The organism is Bradyrhizobium sp. USDA 3240 (assembly GCF_054063295.1).
In genome coordinates, this window is record NZ_JBSSGD010000002.1 from 5,417,696 (window position 1) to 5,441,882 (window position 24,187).

Annotated in this window: 25 protein-coding genes; 19 read left to right on the forward strand and 6 right to left on the reverse strand. The window is 64.3% G+C overall.

The window, feature by feature from the left end; translation table 11 throughout:
• Window positions 1-4: 4 nt before the first annotated feature.
• On the reverse strand, window positions 5-1,435 hold the full coding sequence (locus ACVIGA_RS26200; protein WP_375777270.1) for a DEAD/DEAH box helicase: 1,431 nt from the start codon (window positions 1,433-1,435) through the stop codon (window positions 5-7).
• 532 nt (window positions 1,436-1,967) lie between these two features.
• Between ACVIGA_RS26200 and urtA the strand changes: the two genes are divergently transcribed.
• The 17 genes from urtA (at window position 1,968) to ACVIGA_RS26285 (ending at window position 17,841) form a co-directional block, all read left to right on the forward strand.
• Window positions 1,968-3,296, forward strand: coding sequence for an urea ABC transporter substrate-binding protein (urtA, locus tag ACVIGA_RS26205; RefSeq protein ID WP_223966545.1), 1,329 nt, complete (start codon window positions 1,968-1,970; stop codon window positions 3,294-3,296).
• Window positions 3,297-3,413: 117 nt separating this feature from the next.
• On the forward strand, window positions 3,414-5,009 hold the full coding sequence (urtB, locus tag ACVIGA_RS26210; RefSeq protein WP_456670892.1) for an urea ABC transporter permease subunit UrtB: 1,596 nt from the start codon (window positions 3,414-3,416) through the stop codon (window positions 5,007-5,009).
• A complete protein-coding gene (gene urtC, locus ACVIGA_RS26215) occupies window positions 5,006-6,175 on the forward strand; it encodes an urea ABC transporter permease subunit UrtC (protein ID WP_223966547.1) in 1,170 nt (389 codons plus the stop codon). Before urtB ends, urtC begins: the two co-directional genes overlap by 4 nt.
• A 4-nt stretch (window positions 6,176-6,179) precedes the next feature.
• The gene (urtD, locus tag ACVIGA_RS26220; RefSeq protein ID WP_050405363.1) at window positions 6,180-6,941 is read left to right on the forward strand and encodes an urea ABC transporter ATP-binding protein UrtD; all 762 of its coding nucleotides are present in this window, start codon (window positions 6,180-6,182) and stop codon (window positions 6,939-6,941) included.
• 3 nt (window positions 6,942-6,944) lie between these two features.
• Entirely contained in the window at window positions 6,945-7,640 is a 696-nt protein-coding gene (gene urtE / locus ACVIGA_RS26225) for an urea ABC transporter ATP-binding subunit UrtE (RefSeq protein ID WP_092119000.1), read from the forward strand.
• Window positions 7,641-7,691: 51 nt separating this feature from the next.
• Entirely contained in the window at window positions 7,692-8,528 is an 837-nt protein-coding gene (locus ACVIGA_RS26230) for an urease accessory protein UreD (RefSeq protein WP_456668543.1), read from the forward strand.
• A gap of 46 nt (window positions 8,529-8,574) precedes the next feature.
• Window positions 8,575-8,877: an urease subunit gamma gene (locus tag ACVIGA_RS26235; protein WP_050387204.1), complete on the forward strand. Its 303-nt coding sequence runs from the start codon at window positions 8,575-8,577 to the stop codon at window positions 8,875-8,877.
• Window positions 8,878-8,985: 108 nt separating this feature from the next.
• The gene (locus tag ACVIGA_RS26240; RefSeq protein WP_038387566.1) at window positions 8,986-9,291 is read left to right on the forward strand and encodes an urease subunit beta; all 306 of its coding nucleotides are present in this window, start codon (window positions 8,986-8,988) and stop codon (window positions 9,289-9,291) included.
• A 5-nt stretch (window positions 9,292-9,296) separates the two neighbouring features.
• Window positions 9,297-9,851 carry an HD domain-containing protein gene (locus tag ACVIGA_RS26245; RefSeq protein WP_223966555.1) on the forward strand — a complete coding sequence of 185 codons (555 nt, stop codon included), beginning with the start codon at window positions 9,297-9,299 and terminating at the stop codon, window positions 9,849-9,851.
• A gap of 1 nt (window position 9,852) precedes the next feature.
• Window positions 9,853-11,568: an urease subunit alpha gene (gene ureC, locus ACVIGA_RS26250; RefSeq protein ID WP_375777265.1), complete on the forward strand. Its 1,716-nt coding sequence runs from the start codon at window positions 9,853-9,855 to the stop codon at window positions 11,566-11,568.
• Window positions 11,569-11,679: 111 nt separating this feature from the next.
• Window positions 11,680-11,979 (forward strand): putative quinol monooxygenase, encoded by a 300-nt coding sequence (locus tag ACVIGA_RS26255; protein ID WP_024581875.1) that lies wholly within the window; start codon window positions 11,680-11,682, stop codon window positions 11,977-11,979.
• 113 nt (window positions 11,980-12,092) lie between these two features.
• Window positions 12,093-12,392 carry a putative quinol monooxygenase gene (locus tag ACVIGA_RS26260; RefSeq protein WP_097673792.1) on the forward strand — a complete coding sequence of 100 codons (300 nt, stop codon included), beginning with the start codon at window positions 12,093-12,095 and terminating at the stop codon, window positions 12,390-12,392.
• An 8-nt stretch (window positions 12,393-12,400) separates the two neighbouring features.
• Complete coding sequence (locus ACVIGA_RS26265) at window positions 12,401-13,027, forward strand: urease accessory protein UreE (protein ID WP_456668544.1); 627 nt, start codon at window positions 12,401-12,403, stop codon at window positions 13,025-13,027.
• Complete coding sequence (locus ACVIGA_RS26270; protein ID WP_456670893.1) at window positions 13,008-13,745, forward strand: urease accessory protein UreF; 738 nt, start codon at window positions 13,008-13,010, stop codon at window positions 13,743-13,745. Before ACVIGA_RS26265 ends, ACVIGA_RS26270 begins: the two co-directional genes overlap by 20 nt.
• 156 nt (window positions 13,746-13,901) lie before the next feature.
• Window positions 13,902-14,552, forward strand: a complete 651-nt coding sequence (gene ureG, locus ACVIGA_RS26275; protein WP_456668545.1) for an urease accessory protein UreG — start codon at window positions 13,902-13,904, stop codon at window positions 14,550-14,552.
• 408 nt (window positions 14,553-14,960) lie between these two features.
• A complete protein-coding gene (locus tag ACVIGA_RS26280) occupies window positions 14,961-16,622 on the forward strand; it encodes a CHASE domain-containing protein (protein ID WP_223966563.1) in 1,662 nt (553 codons plus the stop codon).
• A 190-nt stretch (window positions 16,623-16,812) separates the two neighbouring features.
• A complete protein-coding gene (locus ACVIGA_RS26285) occupies window positions 16,813-17,841 on the forward strand; it encodes a cytochrome-c peroxidase (RefSeq protein ID WP_456668546.1) in 1,029 nt (342 codons plus the stop codon).
• A 30-nt stretch (window positions 17,842-17,871) separates the two neighbouring features.
• Here ACVIGA_RS26285 and ACVIGA_RS26290 read toward each other — a convergent pair whose 3' ends face one another.
• Complete coding sequence (locus ACVIGA_RS26290; RefSeq protein WP_263009967.1) at window positions 17,872-18,000, reverse strand: hypothetical protein; 129 nt, start codon at window positions 17,998-18,000, stop codon at window positions 17,872-17,874.
• Between the two features lie 352 nt (window positions 18,001-18,352).
• Between ACVIGA_RS26290 and ACVIGA_RS26295 the strand changes: the two genes are divergently transcribed.
• Complete coding sequence (locus ACVIGA_RS26295) at window positions 18,353-19,336, forward strand: hypothetical protein (protein WP_456668547.1); 984 nt, start codon at window positions 18,353-18,355, stop codon at window positions 19,334-19,336.
• Window positions 19,337-19,355: 19 nt separating this feature from the next.
• Here the strand turns inward: ACVIGA_RS26295 and ACVIGA_RS26300 are convergent, their stop codons facing one another.
• Window positions 19,356-19,721, reverse strand: a complete 366-nt coding sequence (locus ACVIGA_RS26300) for a methylamine utilization protein (RefSeq protein WP_456668548.1) — start codon at window positions 19,719-19,721, stop codon at window positions 19,356-19,358.
• A 214-nt stretch (window positions 19,722-19,935) separates the two neighbouring features.
• Here ACVIGA_RS26300 and ACVIGA_RS26305 point away from each other — a divergent pair, with 214 nt between their 5' ends.
• Window positions 19,936-22,845: an EAL domain-containing protein gene (locus tag ACVIGA_RS26305; protein WP_456668549.1), complete on the forward strand. Its 2,910-nt coding sequence runs from the start codon at window positions 19,936-19,938 to the stop codon at window positions 22,843-22,845.
• A gap of 61 nt (window positions 22,846-22,906) precedes the next feature.
• On the opposite strand, the gene ACVIGA_RS26310 is transcribed toward ACVIGA_RS26305, so the two are convergent.
• From ACVIGA_RS26310 to ACVIGA_RS26320, 3 genes are all read right to left on the reverse strand, one after another.
• Window positions 22,907-23,353: a YdeI/OmpD-associated family protein gene (locus tag ACVIGA_RS26310; RefSeq protein WP_456668550.1), complete on the reverse strand. Its 447-nt coding sequence runs from the start codon at window positions 23,351-23,353 to the stop codon at window positions 22,907-22,909.
• Between the two features lie 80 nt (window positions 23,354-23,433).
• Window positions 23,434-23,982: a sigma-70 family RNA polymerase sigma factor gene (locus ACVIGA_RS26315; RefSeq protein WP_016847265.1), complete on the reverse strand. Its 549-nt coding sequence runs from the start codon at window positions 23,980-23,982 to the stop codon at window positions 23,434-23,436.
• Complete coding sequence (locus ACVIGA_RS26320) at window positions 23,982-24,185, reverse strand: NepR family anti-sigma factor (RefSeq protein ID WP_021076337.1); 204 nt, start codon at window positions 24,183-24,185, stop codon at window positions 23,982-23,984. Before ACVIGA_RS26320 ends, ACVIGA_RS26315 begins: the two co-directional genes overlap by 1 nt.
• Window positions 24,186-24,187 lie beyond the last annotated feature (2 nt).

A 24,187-nucleotide genomic window follows, 5' to 3' on the forward strand; every position in this document is an offset into this window, starting at 1 on the left:
ACGGCTAGTGCTTCGGTCGGTTGTTGCGGTTGGGTTGCGGATTCGGCCGGCTCTCGCGATGCAAGAAGGCGACGCCCTGAATGCCTTCGCTGTTGCCGGCCTGCGACGGACGCGGCGACTCGCCCCGGCTCGTCTGCGGCGCGCCATTATTACCACCCCGACGGCGGCGGCGGCGAGGGCCTTTTGCACTTGGAGCGGCTTCATTCCCACGGACATTATGCGCGCGCGGCGCAGAGCGGCCGCCCCGGTGGGGGTGGGTCGCCGATGCGGGCGCGGCGGCCTCGCGGCTGCCAGGGGAGCCGCCTTGTGTGCGGCGGTCTTCCCGCGGCACGGTAATTCGGATCAGCCGTTCGATATCGCGCAGATAGCCCATCTCCTCGGCGCCGGCGACTAGCGAGATCGCGATGCCGTCGGCGCCGGCACGCGCGGTGCGGCCGATGCGGTGGACGTAGGTTTCCGGGATGTTGGGCAGATCGAAGTTCACGACGTGGCTGACGCCGTCGACGTCGATGCCGCGGGCGGCGATATCGGTCGCCACCAGCGTACGGATCTCGCCGGAGCGAAATGCCGCCAGCGTGCGCTCGCGGTGGTTCTGCGACTTGTTGCCGTGGATCGCATTGGCCTCGATGCCGGCCTTGGCAAGGCTCTTCACCACCTTGTCGGCGCCGTGCTTGGTGCGGGTAAACACCAGGGCACGATTGACCGCTTCCTGCTTCAGAAGCTGGGCGAGAACGGCCGGCTTGGCCGCGAAATCGACCTGGATCGCGCGCTGGGCGATGCGATCCACCGTCGAGGCCACCGGCGTCACCGCCACGCGAGCCGGGTCGCGCAGCATCGCCTCGGCGAGCTCGGCGATGTCCTTGGGCATGGTGGCCGAGAAGAACAGCGTCTGCCGCCGGATCGGCAGCTTGGCGACGATTTTCCTGATGTCGTTGATGAAGCCCATGTCGAGCATGCGGTCGGCTTCATCGAGCACCAGGAATTCGACCTGGTTGAGTTTCAGTCCGTTGCTCTGCACGAGATCGAGCAGGCGGCCGGGGGTGGCGACCAGCACCTCGACGCCCTGCATCAGGGAGCGGACCTGGCGGCCCATCGGCACGCCGCCGATGGCGAGCGTCGAGGACAGCCGGATGTGGCGGCCATAGGTGTTGAAGCTGTCGAGGATCTGCCCGGACAGTTCGCGGGTCGGCGAGAGCACCAGCACGCGGCAGCTCTTGGGCTGCGGGCGGATCCGGTTCTCGAGCAGCCGATGCAGGATCGGCAGCGCGAACGACGCGGTCTTGCCGGTTCCGGTCTGGGCGATGCCGACGACGTCGCGGCCGGCAAGTGCGAGCGGGATGGTCTGGGCTTGGATGGGGGTCGGCGTGAGATAATTTTCTTCTCGAAGCGCGCGGGCGATGGGATCGGCGAGGCCGAAATCCTGAAAGGAGGTCAAAAGGTGGTTCTTTCCATAAAAGCCGTCATCGTCCCGGCCAGTATCGGCCGGAATCGCATGGAGGCATTCGGGGACACCCGCGTGTCTGGGGCGTCAAGCTGGGTTAGCTGAAAGGCGAGCCAGAAGCCGCTTGGGGCAGCTTGAACACGCAGCTCGCGAAGGCACCGCGATGTCGCGGGCATGGCCAGCATATGGACCAGGAACTGGGCGGTTTCAAGATGATATCGTCGGGATTGGTCCGCCGAATGCGCCGAACCATCGCGCAAACTGTCACAAATCGGTGCCGGAAATTTAGCCAAGACGGCGATTTTGCCTACAAAATAACCTGATTGCTCTTTCGGCAGTCAAGTTGACGGCTCAATGATTGGGCATTCGCTCTCCGTATTTGCCCGGAACTCGCGAAATTATCCAGTTGGTTCATCGGCTTACGGTGCCCGCGCACGGTGGCACAGTTCTTGCGATTCCCTTAACCGCAGGCGGCCAAGCGGCCGTTCGCAAGCGTTCCACGCCTGCGTCAGGGAGACGACATTTCATGCTTACTCAGCTTACTCACAAAATAACGACGATGACCCGCCGCCGCGCGCTCGCGGCGACCGCCGGCCTGGTTTTGGGTCTGGCTGCGTCCTCGCCGTTCGCGCCCGCCCAAGCGGCCGACGACACCATCAAGATTGGCATCCTTCACTCGCTGTCGGGCACCATGGCCATCAGCGAAACCACGCTGAAGGACACGATCCTTTTCCTGATCGACGAGCAGAACAAGAAGGGCGGCGTCCTCGGCAAGAAGCTCGAGGCCGTCGTGGTCGACCCCGCATCGAACTGGCCGCTGTTCGCCGAAAAGGCCCGCGAGCTGATCACCAAGGACAAGGTTGCGGTCGTGTTCGGCTGCTGGACCTCGGTGTCGCGCAAGTCTGTACTGCCGGTGTTCAAGGAGCTCAACAACATCCTGTTCTACCCCGTGCAGTATGAAGGCGAGGAGTCCGAGCGCAACGTGTTCTACACGGGCGCGGCGCCGAACCAGCAGGCAATCCCCGCCGTCGACTATCTGATGAAGGACGAGAAGGTGAAGCGTTGGGTGCTGGCCGGCACCGACTACGTCTATCCGCGCACCACCAACAAGATCCTGGAAGCCTATCTGAAGTCGAAGGGCGTCGCCCAGGACGACATCATGATCAACTACACGCCGTTCGGTCACTCCGACTGGCAGACGATCGTGGCCGACATCAAGAAGTTCGGCTCGGCCGGCAAGAAGACCGCGGTGGTCTCGACCATCAACGGCGACGCCAACGTTCCGTTCTACAAGGAGCTCGGCAACCAGGGCATCAAGGCGACCGACATCCCGGTGGTCGCGTTCTCGGTCGGCGAAGAAGAGCTCGCCGGCATCGACACCAAGCCGCTGCTCGGCCATCTCGCCGCCTGGAACTACTTCGAGTCGATCAAGACCCCGGCGAACGAGAAGTTCATCAAGGAGTGGCAGGCCTACACCAAGAATCCGAAGCGCGTGACCAACGATCCGATGGAAGCGCACTACATCGGCTTCAACATGTGGGTGAAGGCGGTCGAGAAAGTGAAGTCGACGGATCCGGACAAGGTGATCGACGCGCTCCCCGGCACCGAGGCGCCGAACCTGACCGGCGGCACCTCGAAGATGCTGCCGAACCACCACATCACCAAGCCGGTGTTCATCGGCGAGATCAAGGGCAACGGCCAGTTCGACGTGGTCTGGAAGACCCCGGGCCTGGTGGCCGGCGACGCCTGGTCGAAGGAGCTCGAGGGCTCCAAGGACCTGATCGGCGATTGGGTCGGCAAGAAGTGCGGCAACTACAACACCAAGACCAACAAGTGCGGCGGCCAGGGCTCTTAATAGGGCGCACCTGACCTCACCAACGACACAACACAACCTTCCAACACCGGAGAAGGCGGCATTGCTCGCCGCCTTCTCCTCCACTCCTGCCGGGGTACTGACGTGTTTGCTATTTGTATTGATCGCTTTCGTGCGCTTTGTCTCTCGATCCTGCTGCTGAGCTGCCTTGCTGTGCCGGCGCTGGCCGGACCGTTCGAGGATTCGGTCGCCAAATTCGCCAATGACGAGTTCTCCGACACGGAGGCTGCGATCGGCGAGGTTGCGGCATCGAGCAATGCGCTGGCTTCGCCCATCATCGCAGCGTTGCAGGACGGCCGGCTGTCGGCCGATCCCGACAGCAAGAAGGTCTTCATCACGCAGGCCGACGGCAAGATCGTCGACGCCGCGACCGGCGCGGCCGTCGACAAGCTGCCCGACAGCGCCGCGGCCGTTCGCCTCAACAACCGCCTGCGCCGCACCGTGGATGCCGCGCTCGGCGGCCTGACGCTGCTGTCGCCGGATCCGGCCAAGCGGCTCGCGGCTGCGCAATCGGTGTTCAAGAGCCACGAGGAGAACCTGCTGCCGACGGTCGAGGGCGCGCTCGCCAAGGAGAGCGTCAAGTCGATCAAGCAGGCTTTCGCCGAGGCGCGCGCTGCCGTCATCCTGTTCAAGCCGGATGCGTCCGACAGCGACAAGCTCGACGCCGTCGCCGTGGTCAAGGCCCGCGGCGACCAGGAGGCGCTGGCGCTGCTCACCGGGCTTGGCGACCAGCCGCCGCTGGTCGCCAAGGCGGCGGCTACCGCGGTCGCCTCGATCCAGAGCAGTCTCGCGATGTGGTCGATGGTGCAGAATGCCTGGTACGGCCTGTCGCTCGGCTCGGTGCTGCTGCTCGCCGCGATCGGGCTTGCCATCACCTTCGGTGTGATGGGCGTCATCAACATGGCGCATGGCGAGATGGTGATGCTTGGTGCCTACACCACCTTCGTGGTGCAGGAGGTGATCCGCACCCGCTATCCCGCACTGTTCGACTATTCGCTGCTGATCGCGGTGCCGCTCGCCTTCCTGGTCGCGGGCCTGATCGGCGTCGTGATCGAGCGCACGATCATCCGCTTCCTCTACGGCCGTCCGCTGGAGACGCTGCTCGCGACCTGGGGCCTGTCGCTGGTGCTGCAGCAGGCGGTGCGCACCGCGTTCGGACCGACCAACCGTGAGGTCGGCAACCCGTCCTGGATGAGCGGCGCCTTCGAGCTTGGCCAGATCACCATCACCTATAACCGGCTCTGGATCCTCTGCTTCACGCTCGCGGTGTTCGCCATCCTGCTCGCGATGCTGCGTTACACCGCGCTCGGGCTCGAGATGCGCGCCGTGACGCAGAACCGCCGCATGGCGGCCTCGATGGGGATCGCAACCTCGCGCGTCGACGCGCTGACCTTCGGCCTCGGCTCGGGGATCGCCGGCATTGCCGGCGTGGCGCTGTCGCAGATCGACAATGTCAGCCCGAATCTCGGCCAGAGCTACATCATCGATAGCTTCATGGTCGTGGTGTTCGGCGGCGTCGGCAATCTCTGGGGCACGCTGGTCGGCGCCTTCACGCTCGGCATCGCCAACAAATTCCTGGAGCCGGTGGCAGGTGCGGTGCTCGGCAAGATCGCTATCCTGGTGCTGATCATCCTGTTCATCCAGAAGCGGCCGCGCGGCCTGTTCGCGCTCAAGGGCCGGGCGGTGGAAGCATGACGCCGCACATCCTGACCCGCTCGCTCGACCGCGCCGCGACCGCGTTCGTCCTGCTTGTCGCCGCGGTCGGCGTGCTGATCCCGCTGTCGAACCTGCTGCTGCCGCAGGGCTCGATGTTCCAGGTGCCGACCTATCTGGTGGCGCTGTGGGGCAAATATGTCTGCTACGCCATCCTCGCGCTCTCGATCGATCTGATCTGGGGCTATTGCGGCATCCTCTCGCTCGGCCACGGCGCGTTCTTCGCGCTCGGCGGCTACGCGATGGGCATGTATCTGATGCGGCAGATCGGCAGCCGCGGCGTCTACGGCAATTCGATTCTGCCGGACTTCATGGTGTTCCTGAACTGGGACAAGCTGCCCTGGTACTGGTATGGCTTCGACAAGTTCTGGGTCGCCGCGTTGATGGTGCTGCTGGTGCCGGGCCTGCTCGCCTTCTGCTTCGGCTGGCTCGCCTTCCGCTCGCGCGTCACCGGCGTCTATCTGTCGATCATCACCCAGGCGATGACCTATGCACTGCTGCTGGCGTTCTTCCGTAACGACTTCGGCTTCGGCGGCAACAACGGCCTGACCGACTTCAAGGACATCCTCGGCTTCAACGTGCAGGCCGAAGGCACCCGTGCCGCGCTGTTCCTGCTGAGCTGCCTGGCATTGATCATCGCTTTCGTGATCTGCCGCGCGATCGTGACCTCGAAGCTCGGCAAGGTCCTGATCGCGGTGCGCGATGCCGAAAGCCGCACCCGCTTCCTCGGCTATCGCGTCGAATCGTACAAGCTGTTCGTGTTCACGCTGTCGGCCTGCATGGCCGGCGTCGCCGGCGCGCTCTATGTGCCGCAGGTAGGTATCATCAATCCGAGCGAGTTCGCGCCCGGCAATTCGATCGAGGCGGTGATCTGGGTCGCGGTCGGCGGCCGCGGCACGCTGATCGGCGCCGCGCTCGGCGCCGTCGTCGTCAACTACGCCAAGACGTTCTTCACCTCGGGGCCGCTGGCGCCGTACTGGCTGTTCATGCTGGGCGCGCTGTTCATCCTGGTCACGCTGCTGCTGCCCAGGGGCATCGTCGGTACCTTCAACAGCTGGTGGGAGCCGATCAGGGCAAGGCGCAGCTCGCCCGATGCGGAGAGTGCCGCGCGCGAAGACGGCGTCGGCGCACCGAACCTGGCGGAGTAGGCAGATGAACGTCATGGATACCCGCGCCACTTCGGCCATGCTCTATCTCGACGGCGTGCACGTCTCGTTCGACGGCTTCCACGCCATCAACAATCTGTCGCTGACGCTGGCGCCCGGCGAGATGCGCGCCATCATCGGCCCGAACGGCGCCGGCAAGACCACGATGATGGACATCATCACCGGCAAGACCAAGCCGGACGAGGGCACCGTGCTGTTCGACGGCACCGTCGACCTGACCCGGCTCGACGAGACCCGCATCGCCGAGCTCGGCATCGGCCGCAAGTTCCAGAAGCCGACGGTGTTCGAGAGCCAGACCGTGCAGGACAATCTGCTGCTCGCGCTCAATGTCGATCATTCCGTGCGCGGCACGCTGTTCTGGCGCGGCAGCAAGGCGGAGTCCGAGCGCATCGACAAGGTGCTCGAGACCATCCGCCTGACCGATGCGCGCAACCGCCTCGCCGGCAGCCTGTCGCATGGCCAGAAGCAGTGGCTCGAGATCGGCATGCTGCTGGCGCAGGACCCCAAGGTGCTGCTAGTCGACGAGCCGGTCGCAGGGATGACCGATGTCGAGACCCATCTGACCGCGGAGCTGCTGAAAGAGATCAACAAGAACCACACCATCATGGTGGTCGAGCACGACATGACCTTCGTGCGCGAGCTCGGCGTCAAGGTGACCTGCCTGCACGAGGGCACGGTGCTCGCCGAAGGTTCGATCGACCAGGTGTCGTCGAACGAGCGGGTGGTCGAAGTGTATCTGGGGCGCTAGGCGATGCTGAAGATCGACAACATCAATCTCTATTACGGCGCGGCGCAGGCGCTGCGCGGGGTGTCGCTGACCGCCGAGCCCGGCAAGGTCACCTGCGTGCTCGGCCGCAACGGCGTCGGCAAGACCTCGCTGCTGCGCGCGATGGTCGGCCAGTATCCGATTGCCTCCGGTGCGATCAATTTCGACGGCAAGGACATCACCGCGTTAAAGCCCTATGAGCGCGCGCGGCGCGGCATCGGGTTCGTGCCGCAGGGCCGCGAGATCTTCCCGCTGCTCACGGTCGAGGAAAACCTCAAGACCGGCTTCGGTCCCTTGAAGCGCGAGGACCGCAACATCCCCGACGACGTGTTCTCGCTCTTCCCGGTGCTGCAGACCATGCTGGGCCGCCGCGGCGGCGACCTTTCCGGCGGCCAGCAGCAGCAGCTCGCGATCGGCCGCGCACTGGTGATGCGCCCCAAGCTGTTGTTGCTCGACGAGCCGACCGAGGGCATCCAGCCCTCGATCATCAAGGACATCGGCCGCGCGATTTCCTATCTACGCAACCTCGGCAACATCGCAATCGTGCTGGTCGAACAATATCTCGACTTTGCCTGCGAACTCGGCGACAGTTTTGCCGTGATGGACCGGGGCGCGGTGAAATATGCCTGCGATCGCGCAAGCCTCGATCCCGCCGAGATCAGCCGCCAGATGGCGCTGTGAAGATGGTGTGACGCCGCCTTTCGCGGCGTGGGTCAAGGGAGCGTCGGGGGAATGCGGACCGGGATCGCAGGCGCGGCAGCGGCGACGTTTGCGGCAAACCGCGCCCAGGGCGCGGTCAGGTTCGGCGTGCATCGCAAGGATGGCGCCACCCGCCGCGGCGACCTGCATGAGTCAGGCTCGCTGCGCGTCCGTTTCCCGTCGCCGGAAGACGACGGCCTGTCGGCCATGTTCGTCAACACCGCCGGCGGCATTGCCGGCGGCGACCGCTTCGAGGTTGCGATCGCAGCCGGCGAGGGCGCTCGGTTGACCCTGACCACTGCGGCCGCCGAAAAAGTCTATCGCGCTCCAGCGGCAGCCGCGCGGCTCGACATCGCGCTGAAGGTCGCGGATGGCGCGCATCTCTCCTGGCTGCCGCAGGAGACGATCCTGTTCGACCGCGCCCGCATTCATCGCCGCTTCGACATTGAGCTTGCCGAGGGCGCGTCGCTTTTGCTCTGCGAGATCGTGGTGTTCGGCCGCGCCGCCATGGGCGAGACCATGCGCCATGGCGAGTTCGTCGACCGCTGGCGGATGCGGCGCGGCGGCCGGCTGGTGTTTGCCGAGACCATCCGCCTCGACGGCGAGATCGGTGAGAAGCTGGCAAGGCCCGCGATTGCGGCGGGCGGCTGCGCGATCGGCACCGCGCTGATCGTGCCGGGTGACGAGGCGCTGATCGAGCGCATCCGCGCGGCGTCGGACAGCTTCGGCGCCGAGGTCGGCATCTCGGCCTGGAATGGCTTTGCAATGGCGCGCTTCTGTGCCCAAGATGCCGCCCGGTTGCGCGCCGACATGATGGCGGTGCTCGGCCGCGCCTCCGCCGTGCCGCTGCCAAGACTCTGGCTTAACTAAAGGCCTGTGGCTCAACTAGTCCTTTCAAGATCATCAGAGTGCTCGCATGAATTTGTCTCCCCGCGAAAAGGACAAGCTCCTGGTTTCGATGGCGGCCATGGTGGCGCGCCGACGGCTCGAGCGCGGCGTCAAGCTGAACCATCCCGAGGCGATCGCGCTGATCACCGACTTCATCGTCGAGGGCGCGCGCGACGGCCGCACCGTCGCCGAGTTGATGCAGGCCGGCGCCAAGGTCCTGACCCGCGCGCAGGTGATGGATGGCATCCCGGAGATGATCCACGACATCCAGGTCGAGGCGACTTTTCCCGACGGCACCAAGCTCGTCACCGTGCACGAACCCATCCGATAGCCACGAACGTCATTCCGGGGCGGCCGAAGGCCGAACCCGGAATCCAGAGGTTGATTTGGGAGATTCCGGGTTCACGCTTCGCGTGCCTCGGAATGACAGGAGAGACGAATGATCCCCGGCGAACTCTTCATCAAGGACGGCGAGATCGAGCTCAATGCCGGCCGCAAGACCGTGACGCTGTCGGTCGCCAACACCGGCGACCGTCCGATCCAGGTCGGCTCGCACTACCACTTCTTCGAGACCAACCCGGCGCTGAAATTTGACCGCAAGAAGGCCCGCGGCATGCGCCTCGACATCGCCGCCGGCACCGCCGTCCGCTTCGAGCCCGGCCAGACCCGGGATGTCCACCTCGTCGCACTGGCCGGCAAGCGCGTGATCTACGGCTTCCGAGCCGAGGTGAAGGGGAAGTTGTAGGCCCGATGCTGCCCGCGCTCCGCATGGTCTCCGAAGCCGCCGAGCTTGCTGCGCGCCGTCACAACGGCATGGCGCGCAAGGGGCGGGGGAATGAGCCGTACATCAATCATCTGGCCGAGGTTGCGAACCTGCTGGCGCAGGTGAACGATGGCGCCGATGCCGAGCTCGTCGCGGCCGGCTGGCTGCACGACACCATCGAGGACACCGAAACCACGCGCGAGGAGCTCGCGGAGAAATTCAGCGAACGCGTTGCCGCGCTGGTGGTCGAATGCACCGACGACATGAGCCTGCCAAAGGCCGTGCGCCGGCAAAAGCAGATCGAGGACGCTCCGCACAAGTCGCCCGGCGCAAAGCTGATCAAGACCGCCGACAAGGTCAGCAATATCGGCGCGCGGATCGTGCCGCATCCAAACAACGACGAACGCGACGATCTCGCCGACTATGCGGCCTGGGCCGACAAGGTCGTTGCCGGTTGCCGGGGGATCAATCCGCGGCTCGACCGCATTTTCGACGACACCATTGCGCGCGCCAGGGCCGCGCTGGCTGAAACTGGGGGCTGACATGTCCGTGAAGATCAAACGTTCCGTCTATGCCGACATGTTCGGGCCGACCACCGGCGACAAGGTGCGGCTGGCCGACACCGATCTGATCATTGAGGTCGAGAAGGACCTCACGACCTATGGCGAGGAGGTGAAGTTCGGCGGCGGCAAGGTGATCCGCGACGGCATGGGGCAGTCGCAGGTGACGAACGCGCAGGGCGCGGCCGATACCGTCATCACCAACGCGCTGATCGTCGATCACTGGGGTATCGTGAAGGCCGACGTCGCGATCAAGGAAGGCATGATCGCCGCGATCGGCAAGGCCGGCAATCCCGACATCCAGCCCAACGTCACCATCATCATCGGGCCGGGCACCGACGTGATCGCGGGCGAGGGCAAGATCCTCACTGCGGGCGGATTCGACAGCCACATCCACTTCATCTGCCCGCAGCAGATCGAGCACGCGTTGATGTCTGGCGTCACCTCGATGCTCGGGGGCGGCACCGGTCCGTCGCACGGCACCTTCGCCACCACCTGCACGCCCGGCCCGTGGCACATGGGGCGGATGATCCAGTCGTTCGACGCCTTTCCGGTGAACCTCGGTATTTCCGGCAAGGGCAACGCCTCGCGCCCGGCGGCGCTGGTCGAAATGATCAAGGGCGGCGCCTGCGCGCTGAAGCTGCACGAGGACTGGGGCACCACGCCGTCAGCGATCGACACCTGTCTCTCCGTGGCCGACGATTACGACGTCCAGGTGATGCTGCACTCGGACACGCTGAACGAATCCGGCTTCGTCGAGGACACGATCAAGGCGTTCAAGGGCCGCACCATCCATGCCTTCCACACCGAGGGCGCCGGTGGCGGCCACGCACCCGACATTATCAAGATCGCCGGCCTGAAGAACGTGCTGCCGTCCTCGACCAATCCGACCCGGCCATTCACGCGCAACACCATCGACGAGCATTTGGACATGCTGATGGTGTGCCATCACCTCGATCCGTCGATCGCCGAAGACCTAGCGTTTGCCGAAAGCCGGATCCGCAAGGAGACCATCGCGGCCGAGGACATCCTGCACGATCTCGGCGCGCTCTCGATGATGTCGTCGGACTCGCAGGCGATGGGCCGGCTTGGCGAGGTGATCATCCGCACCTGGCAGACCGCCGACAAGATGAAGAAGCAGCGCGGCGCGCTGCCGCAGGACAAGGGCAACGACAACGACAATTTCCGCGTCAGGCGCTACATCGCCAAATACACCATCAACCCCGCGATCGCGCATGGCGTGTCGAAGCTGATCGGCTCGGTCGAGAAGGGCAAGATGGCCGACCTCGTGCTGTGGTCCCCGGCGTTCTTCGGCGTCAAGCCGGACTGCATCATCAAGGGCGGCTCGATCGTGGCGGCGCCGATGGGCGATCCCAACGCCTCGATCCCGACGCCGCAGCCGGTGCATTACCGGCCGATGTTCGCTGCTTTCGGCAAAGCGCTCACTGCGTCCTCGGTGGTGTTCACCTCGAAGGCTGCGGTTACCGGCGGCCTCGCCCGCAAGCTCGGGATCAGCAAGAAGCTCTACGCGGTGCAGAACACCCGCGGAAAGATCTCCAAGAAGAGCATGATCCACAACGATGCGACGCCCAAGATCGAGGTCGATCCGGAGACCTATGAGGTACGCGCAGACGGCGAGCTCCTGACCTGCGCGCCGGCCGAGGTGCTGCCCATGGCACAGCGCTATTTTATGTTCTAAAACCGCTCCCGGTAACTAGAGCGTTTTCGAGCGAAGTGGATTTCCGGTTCGCGGAAAGAAAACGCGTCAAAACAAGACTCAAGCCAAAAGAGAAAACCGGGAGGAATTTCCGTGATTTACGTCGTTGCTACGCTGACCATCAAGCCCGAGACCCGCGCCGAGTTCATCGCCGCGGCGACGGCCTGCATCAAGGAAACCCGCAAGGAGCCCGGCAACATCGCCTACGATTTGCACGAGAGCGTCACCGACCACAGCAAGATGGTGTTCGTCGAGCAGTGGGAAAACGCCGAGGCGCTGGTGCCGCATCGCACCGCCGAGCACATGAAGACGTTCGGCCGGGTCGCCGTGAAGTGCATGGCCGCGCCGCCGAAGATCGAGGTGATCACGCCCGAGAAGGTCGACGTTCGCTAAAGCATGATCCGGAAAAGTGTGAAGCGGTTTTCCGGAAAGATCATGCTCAAACAAAAAGGAGGCTTCGAGCGCGACCCTCGCGCTTGAAGCAAGAACAAGAACGGGAGAAAGACATGATCTACGTCATCGCCACCACGCCGATGAAGCCGGAGAACAAGGACGACTTCATCAGGGGACACAAGGCGTGCATCGCCGAGACCCACAAGGAGAAGGGCTGCCTCTCCTACGAGGGCCATGTCAGCGTCAACGATCCCAATCTGTATGTGGTGGTCGAGCGCTGGGAAACCCGCGACGACCTGACCGCGCACAGCAAGGCGCCGCACATGAAGGTGTGGCGCGAATATTCCGCCGAGATGAAGACGGGCCCGACGGTGATCGAGATCATCAGCGACGCCAAGGTTCAGAAGATCTGAGGCAATCGATGATCCGCGCAACCAAAGTCCTGGGACAGCATCGCTGGACGGAAGCGGGGGCCGACACCGTCGTGCTCGATTTCGACGACCGGCACCGGCGGCGGATGGCGATGACAGGGACGCGCGGGCTCGAATTCCTGCTCGATCTCGAAAACGCCGTCGCGCTGCGTGGCGGCGATGCACTGGTGCTGGAGGACGGCCGCCTCGTCGAGGTGGTCGCTGCTCCGGAGCCGCTCGCGGAAATCCGCGGCAGCGATCCGCATCATCTGATCCGGGTCGCCTGGCATCTCGGCAACCGCCATCTGCCGACGCAGATCATGCCGAAGGGCCTGCGCATTCGGCGCGATCACGTGATCGAGGCGATGGTTAAAGGGTTAGGGGCCCGTGTCATCGAGATCGAAGCGCCGTTCGATCCCGAGGGCGGCGCCTATGCCGAGCATGCGCATGCCGACGCACCCGCGCATGGTCACACCGGGCACGATCATTCCCATGGCGACGCGCACGATCATGGTCACCACCACGGTGATGGACATCACCACGGTCACGCGCATGACCACGACCATCATCATCATGATGAGCATTGCGACCATGCTCATCATCACCACGACCACTCCCATGCTCATGACCGCAAATGAGCCTGATCCCGCTGCGGTGCGCGGCGGGATGGCGGAGGACGAGGCGGCTGCGCTGTACCGGCTGATGACGTGGCTGTCGCCGTCTTTCCCGGTGGGCGCGTTCGCCTATTCCAGCGGCATCGAATGGGCGGTCGAGGCCGGCGACATCACCGATGCCGCCTCGCTCGGCGGTTGGCTCGCGGCGATGCTCACCGACGGCAGCGGCTTTTGCGACGCCGTGTTCCTTGCACAAAGCCATCGCGCGGCGTCGGAGCCCGGCCATGCCGGGCTGAAGGAGATCGCCGAGCTCGCGGCTGCCTTCGTGCCGTCGCGCGAGCGGCAGCTCGAGACCACGACGCAGGGGCGCGCCTTCATCGAGATCGCCCGCGCAGCCTGGAATTCGTCCGGCCTCGACGCGATGATTGCGGCCTGCGACGGGCCGATCGTCTACCCGGTCGCGGTCGGCGTCGTCAGCGCCGCGCACGGCATCCGGCTTTCGCCGTCGCTGCATGCTTTCCTGCATGCCGTGCTCTCGAACTGGATTTCCGCAGGCAGCCGGCTGATCCCGCTCGGGCAGACCGACAGCCAGCGCGTGCTGGCCGATCTCGAGCCGGTCGTTGCCGCAACCGCGGCGCGGGCCAACGCGGCTTCGCTCGACGATCTCGGCAGCGCGACTTTTCGGGCCGACCTCGCAAGCCTGCGCCATGAGACGCAGTATACGAGGCTGTTCCGGTCATGATGTGCAGCTTTCCCCACACGTCGTCCCGGCGAAGGCCGGGACCCATAACCACCGATGCTTGTCGTTACACGGTGCTGGGGCCGCTACTTGCGTCAACAATCGCTGCTTGTGGTAATGGGTCCCGGCCTTCGCCGGGACGACGATGGATGGATTGATATGCCCACTTCTCATGGCCCGTTGCGGGTCGGCGTCGGCGGTCCGGTCGGCTCCGGCAAGACTGCGCTGATGGATCTGCTCTGCAAGTCGATGCGCGAGCGTTACGACATCGCGGCGATCACCAACGACATCTACACCAAATGGGACGCCGAGTTTCTGGTGCGCTCCGGCTCGCTGACGGCGGACCGCATCGCCGGCGTCGAGACCGGCGGCTGTCCGCACACCGCGATCCGCGAGGACGCCTCGATGAACCTCGCCGCGGTCGCCGACATGCGGGCGAAATTCCCCGATCTCGATCTGGTCCTGATCGAGTCCGGCGGCGACAATCTGGCGGCGACCTTCTCGCCGGAATTGGCCGATCTCACGATCTACGTCATCGACGTCGCCGCCGGCGACAAGATCCCGTCCAAGGGTGGCCCCGGCATCACGCGATCCGACCTTCTGGTGATCAACAAGATCGACCTCGCGCCCCATGTCGGTGCGTCGCTTGAGAAGATGGACACCGACGCCAGGCGGATGCGCGGCGAGCGGCCCTTCGTGATGACCAACCTGAAGAAGAGCGACGGCCTCGACCGCATCATTAGCTTCATCGAGACCAAGGGTGGCCTTCGGTCGCAGGGCCCGGGCAAGACGGGTACGAAGGCGGGCTAGTCGTTAATCATTGTGGCGAACCGCCAGTCGTCCATCCCGTCATCTTGAGGTGCGAGCGGAGCGAGCCTCGAAGGATGCACGGCCACCGGCGGGGCCGTTCACCCTTCGAGACGGGCTTCGCGCTCCTCAGGGTGACGGACGACGAGAGGGGTGCGTACTCCGCCGCAAAAAAGCTGCGCAATCGCCGGAACAATTGCCAACTTTGACGATTAGCAACCTTTGGCGCCGCCAAAGACCGCCGGGTGGCGTCGTCGTTAATGTTGCCGACCGGCTCCTGTTGCGTACCGATGATCGCTATTCCATATTCCTTTGCGGCCGGCGTTCATCGCACCCTGATTTGTCGCCGCCCCCGCAGAAGCCAGATGCCTACCGTCCCCTTTCGCCACCCCCTGATTGCCGAGTAAGCGTGTGGTTCGACTGGGCTTCATCGTTGCATTGATTGCGCTGATCGGAGTTCTGCTCTCCGGTCTTGCCGCCTATCGGGTGCACGATCAGGAGCTTGCAATCGACGGTATCGCGCTGGCGCGGGCGATCGACGTCCATGCCAGCCTGGTGCAGGACCGCCTGACCGAGCGCGAACTGCTGGCGCGGGTGGCCTCGGGGCTGTTCCGGACGCCGTCGATGGTGAAGGCCAATATGCTGCAGCCGCTGCGCTCGGCGATCTACGCCTTCAAGACCGATTTCGTCGTTGCCGCATGGATCGCGCGGCTCAAGCCGAACGAGCTGACGGCAGCCGAGGCGGAGCTGAAGGCCGCCGGCTTCACCAATCCCTCGATCCGCGATTTCGACGACCAGGCGCTCGACATCAAGGCGCTCGACAAGCCGATCAACGTGCTGATGGACGTCGAGCCGCGCAATCCGGAGACCCTGAGCATCCCGGGCCGCGCCTTCGACCGTCACTCGGTGGTCGGCCCGATGCTGGCCAAGGCGATGGAGAGTGCCAAGCCGGTGGCCTCGGACCCGGTGCCGCTGCTGCGGCAGAACGGCCCGGTCGGCGTCGTGCTTGCCGCGCCGGTGTTCCAGGAGGGTGGATCCGAGCCGGCCGGCTTCATCACCTTTTCGTACGAGCTGTCGTCGCTGATGCTGACCAACGACGATTCCTCGCTGTTCGCGGTGGCGTTGAAGGATCCGCGCGATTCCAATGACGAGTTCACCGCCAACGAGCAGGGCATCGTCACCTCGCGCGCGGTGCGCCAGGACGGTCCGCTGCCGTCGATGGTCCGCACGGTGACGTTCGGCGGCCGGGACTGGTCGCTCGACTATTACGCCAAGAGCAACGCCACGGTGCGTGCGCAGCAGACCGCGACCATCGTCGCGGCGATCGGCCTCGCGCTGACCGGCATCGTCTGCGGCCTGTTCGGTTATGTCGCCTACAACAATTTACGCCTGAGCCGCGAGATCGAGGTCCGGATCGGCTTCGAGCGCCGGCTCACTGCGGTGATCGACGAGCTCAACCATCGGGTCAAGAACATCCTCGCGGTGATCCAGTCGATCGTGACCCGCACGCTGCGCCACGGCGCCGACATGGATGTCGCGCGCGAACTGTTGATCGGGCGCATCCACGCGATGTCGAATGTCGTCACGCTGCTCAGCGAGAGCCAGTGGCAGGGCGTCAAGCTGAAGGGCCTGTTCGAATCGCGCGCGATTCCGCATGCCGACCGGATCGCGGTGAACGGTCCCGACATCACCGTCAGCGCCCGCGCCGCGCAGTCGCTGTCACTGCTGTTCTTCGAGCTCGCCTCGCACTCCGATGAAGGGCTGTCGCTGGTCGGCAAGCATCCGCACATCGTCGCGAACTGGGAGGTCGCCGGCGAGGATGCGGACGCGGTGTTCCATTTCCGCTGGGAGGAGTTCAACACCAGCCAGGCGACGCGGCGGGCCGACAGTGATTTCGGCCTGATCCTGCTCGACCGCGTCGCGCCGGAGGCGCTCGGCGGCACCGCGAAGCGCTACTTCACCGACGTCTCCTATGTCTACGAGCTCACCGCCCCGATGGACACCGTGGTCGACATGAGTGAGCGCGACCGCACCGAGCAGCTCTCCGCGCCGGTCCGTCCGGCGAAGAAGTAGAGCGCGCGCCGCAGCCGCCTCAGGTTGAGTGGTTATGTTATTGCTCGGATTGATCGAAATCAGGCGCGCCGGACGACGCTCACGTCATCTGTGACCAAATCCGGCATCCGTAATAGCCCGCAACCGAGCGTTAAAACTTCGTTGAACATGCTTGGGCATATACCGAGCAGGATACCGTCTGAGGACCCCGATGAGACTTTGGGTCAGCCTGACCTTGCTTGCGGCAGTTTTGCCTGTCGGGCTGTCGCTTGCCTTGACCCCGGCGACGGCACCGCGCGACCCTGCGACAATCCGTGCCAGCTATCGCCGGCCGGACGTCGTTCCCTTCCCGAGCGACAATCCCTATTCGGAGGCGAAATCTGCGCTGGGGCAAATGCTGTTCTTCGATCCGCTGCTGTCGCGGTCCAAGACCCACTCCTGCGCCAGCTGCCACAAGCCGAGCCTGTCATGGGCCGACGGCCTTCCGCGCGCCATCGGTGAGGATCCGAAAGGCTTGCCGATCCGCTCGCCGACGCTGATCGACGTGGCGTTCTTCGAGCCGCTGGGATGGGACGGCAAGTTTAGGGATCTCGAATCCGTTGCGTTCGGGCCCATTCTGAGCCCGATGAACCTGAACATGACCGAGCCGGAACTGATCGCACGCCTCGCGGCGATATCAGGCTATGTCGATGCATTCACCCACGCGTTCGGCGACGGCGCGATCACGCGACCGAGGATCGAGCAGTCGCTGGCGACGTTCGAGCGCTCCATCGTTGCAGGCGAGGCCCCGTTCGACCAATGGATCAAGGGCGACGATAGCGCAATCGGCGCATCAGCCCAGCGCGGCTTTGCGCTTTTCAACGGCAAGGGACGCTGTTCGTCCTGCCATAGCGGCCCATCCTTCTCCGACGGGTCCTTCCAGGATATCGGCACCGCCAAGGGCCACGACATCGGGCGCGGACGTTACTTTCCGACCTCGGCGAAGCTGAAATATGCGTTCAAGACCCCGACATTGCGTGATGTCGCGCGCCGTGCGCCCTACATGCACGACGGATCGGTCGCAACGCTGGAAGATGTCATCGAACTCTACAACAAGGGCGGGCTCGAGCGGCCGAGCCGGTCGCCCGACATCAAGCCGTTGTCTCTGACGGCAGGCGAGAAGAAGGACCTGATCGCCTTCCTGCAGACCCTGACCGCCACGGCCCCGCCGGTGGCGGGGATCCCCAAACTGCCGCGCTGAGCGCAGCAGAGGGTTCAGAACGGGGGTTCGTCAGGCGAGGTGCGGCAGTGCGGCCCCAAGCAGGCCGAGCCCGACGATCAGGAACCCGCCGGCGCAGGTCTCGAGGGCCGCCGTGCGCGACGGGAACGATTTTGTCACATAGGCGAGGGCTGACCCCACCCCGATACTCACGACACTCAACGCTCCGAACATTTTAACCGGCCTCCCGATCCGATTTGTCCGGATTTCACTACGACAGTTGAATTGAGCCCCCGTGCCGGAATTAGCTAAAATTCGATGGAACCGGCCGCAAAACATGTTCTGAGGGACGGGCTGGGGCCTGCCTGCCGCAATTAACCACAATGCAACCAGCGGATGTCAGGGGCAGGCGCAAAGCTTAAAATTTGATATAAGTTAAACAAGTCCTTAAGCGTAAGTGTGTGTGTAGGCGGTTGGTTCAATGTTTAATGGGCGGGAGCGAGATGCCGCGTCGGCTGTGCGCTCCTTTTTCGCCACGTGCCTTGCAGCGGTTTTGTTTTGCGTCACGGCCGCGCGCAGTGCCGAGGCACATGTCAAATGGTTTTGTGCTTACGATGTCGCCGGTCAGCCGCGCGGACTCGAGAATGTCCTTTGCCTCGATTTTGAACTGCTGCTCGGCGTCGCCGTCTTCTGGCTGTTTGCCGGCTGCCTGATCGAGCCGACGTCGCTCGGCGATGCGACCATTCGCGTGCTGGACCGCATTACCGAGGGACTGCGGCTGCACACCGAACTGATGATGCGCGCGGTCTGCGCGTTCTTCTTCATCTCGATCTGGGCCGTCGGCGGCATCCTGCTGACGCCGGAGTTGAAGACGTCGTCACCGCTCGTGGGCGCGTTGCAACTCGCCATCGCCGCCGGCATGCTGTCGCGGCGCACGCTGCCGCTGTCGGCCGCGGGGATGGCGATCCTGTTCGGCATCGGCATTCGCGACTACGGCGTCTTCCATCTTGCCGACTACCCGATTTTTCTAGGCGTTGCCGCCTATTTTGCGCTGATCGGGCTGAACAAGGACCTGTTCGGAATCCGGCCGATCGACGTGATGCGGTACGCCGCGGCGGTGACGCTGATGTGGGCCTCGATCGAAAAATGGGCCTATCCGGAATGGAGCTTCCCGCTCCTGATCGAGCATGCCGGAATGACCCTCGGCTTCGACAATGAATTCTACATGCGCGCCGCGGGCATGGTGGAGTTCACGCTCGCCTTCGCCTTGATCTGGACGCCGTTGATCCGGCGCTGTGCCGCCGCCGTGCTGACAGGGATGTTCATCAGCGCGTGCTTCGAATTCGGCAAGATCGACACCATCGGACACTCGGCGATCATCGCCGTGCTGTTTGCGATTGTCGCCGACAACAAGGTGTTGGCGCGCGATCGTCGCGCGCCGTGGCTCGCCCCGGTCGCGCTCTGCGCCGCGCTGTCGCTGACGCTGTTCGTCTACTATTTCGGTCACGCCGCGATCTTCAAGACCTCGGTCCTGTAGATCCGTTGCCTCAAGGGGGCTATTTGGCGACGTGGACGGCGAGCTTCATCTTCGGATGAATGCCGCACAGCACGGTGTAGTCGCCGGGCACGGAAAAGGTGACGTCGAACTTGCTGCCTGGCTGCTGGTCGCCCGAGTCGAAACTGAACGTCTCGGTGCTCAAATAAGCGTGATGAAGCAGTTCGCCGTCATCGTTAATGAACCGTAAAACCTCGCCGCGCTTGATCGAGATCTCCGCGGGCTTGAATTCGCGATCCTTCTGCGAAATGACGTAAGGCGCCGCACCCAGAGCGGCGCCGGCTAGCGCTCCCGTGACAATCGCGGCCGCTATAGGCACGCGGCCGGACCGGCCGAGGCGCAGGATGCGCAACAAGCCTGATTGCATAAGACCCCCGCTTGGAATTCCAAAACCGGCTACTTGAGCGTGCAAATGATGCGTCCTGGATTACCTGTAAGGGTGATTATCGCCAGCTGATCTTAACGATTTCAGCATGAGTTGCAGTCACTACTAAAGCAATTTTGAGCAGACAGTCATTTTTCCGCTAGCGCTGCGCGTTTCTGCGTAGCTTGAACATCGAGCACTACGGCGAAACGCGGGTATGGATAGCCTATTAGGCAACCTCAAGGTAAAGAGCGGTGCAGCCTTTCGGTTCGCGACCGGCGGCCTGTCGCGTGTTGCCCTGACCACGGGTTCGATCCGCACCCAGATTCTGATTTTTTGCCTCGCGATGAGCGCCGTTGCCGTCGCGCTCGGCGGATACTCTATCCTTGGTATCCGACATGCCGGCGATCTGGTGGCCAAGACGTTCGACGAATCCCTGATGTCGATCAATTACGCCCGCGCGGCCGGTGCGGACTTCGCCTCGATGCGGGTCGCGTCGTCGCAGCGCCTGCTGACCACGGATCCGGAAATTCGTGCCAGCCTCGACAGCCAGATTGAAAAGCTCGGCAAGACGCTGGCGGAAGACCTGACGATCGCTGCCGACCGGTCGCAGTCCTCGCGGGCCGCGCAAGCCGCGGCGAAGGTTCAGGAAGCCGCCGACGCCTGGATGGCGCTGCATCGTCGTGCGATCGGATCGTCGGTCGAGGGAAATTCGGCGGCTGATCCACTTGCATCGGGGACGACGGTCGGCGATGTCGATCGCTACTCCAAGATCGTCAGCCAGCAGGTCGAGCTGCTGGTCAACTATACGGCCGGCGATGGCTTTCTGTTCCGGCAAAAGGCGCTCTCGACGATCAAGCGGGATCTGCAGCTCAATGTCGCCGGGCTGACCGTCGCGCTGTTCCTGTCGGCGCTGTTCTCGTGGGTGTTGGCGCGCCGGATCATCGGGCCCGTCGCCATTGCATCGCGGGCCGCGCGGAGCATCGCCGGCGGCGACCTCGACGCGACCGTCCCCAAGGGCGGCACCGACGAACTCGGCACGCTGCTGACCGCCATGGAAACCATGCGCGACAACATCAGGCGGATGGTCGATCAGGAGGTGTCGCAACGTCGCTCCGCGCAGGCGCGGCTTTCCGATGCGCTCGAAACGTCGCACGAAGGCGTCGTGCTGCTCGATGCGGATGGCCAGATCGCGCTGGCCAATTCGCGCGCCAGCGAATTCATCCGTCTCTCGCCGCAGCTTCTGCAGTCGGATCGGCTCGATGCCCCCAGCCTGGCGCCGGCCGACGGTGACTTCGATGGCTTCGCGAGCGAGGCGCAGCTTTCCGACGGGCGCTGGCTGCGTGTCAGCCGCAGCGAGACGCAGGAAGGCGGCGTCGTTCTCGTCTACAGCGACATCTCCGCGTTGAAGCAGCAGAAGGCGGAGCTGCATGAAACCAATCTGCGGCTCGACGCGGCGCTCACGCACATGTCGCAAGGGCTGTGCCTGTACAACAGCGAGGCGCGGCTGCAGGTCGCCAACCGCAGGTTCTGCGAGATCTTCGATATTTCGCCGGAGCTCGTCGTTCCCGGAATGACCATGGAGGACGTGCTCGGCCTCAGCGTTGCCGCCGGCAATCACGGTGACCAGACCGTCGAAGACCTGCTGGCGGAACGCGAGCGATCGATGGCCCAGCACGAGGGCAACTATCTGCAGCATCTCAGCGATGGACGGATCATTGCCATCGCGCAACGGCCGACATCCGACGGCGGCTGGCTTGTCACCTGCGAGGATGTCACCGAACAGCAGCGGGCCGAGTCGCAGATCGCGTTCATGGCCCGGCACGATGCTTTGACCAGGCTGCCGAACCGGACGCTGCTGGCGGAACGGATCGAGCTGGCGGTCGCTCAGGTCGGACGCGGATCCGGCTTCGCCGTGTTCTGCCTCGATCTCGATAATTTCAAGCAGGTCAACGATACGCTCGGGCATCCGGTCGGCGACGAACTGCTGTGTGCGGTCGCCGACCGCCTCAACGCCTGCGTCCGCGAGGTCGACACCGTCGCGCGCCTGGGCGGCGACGAGTTCGCGGTCATTCAGTGTGGCGTCCAGGGCGGCGAGGAGGCCGAGCGCCTCGCTCGCCGCATCGTGGAATGCGTCGGCGCTCCGTACGAGCTGAACGGGCATCGCGTCGTGGTCGGATGCAGCGTCGGCATCTCGATGTCGCCGGTCGACGGCAGCACCGGAGAGAAGCTCCTGAAGAACGCCGACGTCGCTCTGTACCGCGCCAAGATGGAAGGCCGGGGCACCTGGCGCTTCTTCGAGCCCGCGATGGACGCCAGCCTGCAGCGGCGCCGGGCGATCGAGCTCGATCTCCGCGAAGCGATGGCCAAGGACGAGTTCTCGCTGTACTACCAGCCGCTTTACGATCTCCATCTCGACCGCATCTGCGGCTTCGAGGCGTTGCTGCGCTGGCATCACCCGAAGCGGGGAATGGTGCCGCCGGACCAGTTCATCCCGATCGCGGAAGAGATCGGCCTGATCGGCCCGTTGGGAGAATGGGTACTCAATCGCGCCTGCGAGCAGGCCGTCACCTGGCCTACCGAGATGAAGCTCGCGGTCAACGTCTCGGCGGTCCAGTTTCGCGATCCCGACTTCATCGACGTCGCCGTCAACGCGCTTACGGCGTCAAAATTGTCGCCGCGCCGGCTGGAGCTCGAAATTACCGAATCCGTCTTCCTCGCGAACAGTAGCGAGACGCTTGCAACGCTGCACAAGCTGAAGGCGCTGGGACTGCGCATCGCGCTGGACGATTTCGGCACCGGCTATTCGTCGCTGAGCTATCTGCGCAGTTTTCCGTTCGACAAGCTCAAGATCGACAAATCCTTCGTGCGCGACTTGACCGCGACGCATGGATCGAAATCGATCGTGCGCGCCGTCATCAGCCTTGGGAGAAGCCTTGGCATGACCACGATCGCGGAAGGCATCGAGACCGTCGAGCAGCTGGACCACATGCGGGCCGAAGGCTGCAACGAGGCCCAGGGCTTCCTGTTCAGTCATCCGGTCCCGGTCACCGAGATCGCGGGCAAGATCCTCGAATTGAGAAACGGCTTCAAGCCCGCTGCCGTCCAGCAGGCGATGGCCGGCTGATGGTGCGGCCGTCGCGCAACGCGACGGAGATAGCGCCGAAGCCGGCGCCGGAAAAATCGCGCTAGTCTGACGATGGTCGATCGAGACGGGCGACGGTCTGCTCGATCCGGCGTGCGCGCGTCTCGGGCTTCCTGGCCTCGTTGATCGCCTCGACGTATTCTCGCTGGTGCGTGTAGCTGAGCTGATCCCAACGGGCTCGCGCAGCCGGGGTGAGCGCTTTGTCGAGGTCGGGCGGGATGTCGACAATTCGCTTTTCGGCATCGCGCTCGAGCGTGACCTGTAATGTCTCGCCGCCCTTGAGGCCCGCCGCCTCGCGGTTGCTCTTTCGCAAGGGAATGCAGACCTGCCCGCCCATCGACGCGATGGTGCTTCGATAGGTGTAGCCGTTCAGCGTGACGAGAACCGGAGCGCGAACCTTGCCGAAAACAACCTTCGGATCGAACGTCACCGGTATGAAGCAGGCGCTGCCCTCCAGGACGATGGTGGCTTCAAACGTCTTCCTGGTCATGCTGCGCGATACAGTGATGGAAGATCGCCGAATGAAAAAGGCGGCCCAGCGGGCCGCCCTTCCACTCTAGCTTCGCTTGGCTATCCGCCATTGCCGCCGATCACGGCGCGCACGGTGTTGTCGGGGCCGAAATCCTCGGCGCTGTCGACATAGAGCAGCGCGGAGAGCTTCGAGCGCGCGCGGTTGACGCGGCTCTTGATGGTGCCGACCGCGCAGCCGCAGATCGCCGCGGCATCCTCGTAGGAGAAGCCGGAGGCACCAACCAGAATCAACGCTTCGCGCTGGTCCTGCGGCAGCTTCTCGAGCGCCGCGCGGAATTCCTCGAACTCCAGATGCGCGGCCTGCGACGGCTGGCTCTTCAGCGTCTTGGCATAATTGCCCTCGGCATCCTCCACCTCGCGCCGCCGCTTCCGGTAGTCGGAGCGAAACAGGTTGCGCAGGATGGTGAACAACCACGCGGGCAGGTTCGAGCCGGGCTGGAACGAGTCGATATTGGCGATCGCGCGCAGCAGGGTCTCCTGCACCAGATCGTCGGCGCGGTCGCCATTGCCGGACAGCGAGATCGCGAACGCGCGCAGGCTCGGGACCGACGCCAGGATGTCGTCGCGAAGTTCATTGGTGAGAGGCATTAGTCCCCTCCATTGTTCTTGTCAGGATCGCCCCCGGCCACGGCCGCCGCGGCAGCCTCGGGTCCGTCGAGTTTGCGGATCAGCTCCGCAAAGCGGTCGGGCACCCCCTGCCGCACCACGTCGTCGTACATGGCGCGAAGCTGGTGGCCGATTCTCGATTGAATCTCGGCGTTGAGACCGCCCTGCTTCTTTACTTCCTTCATGA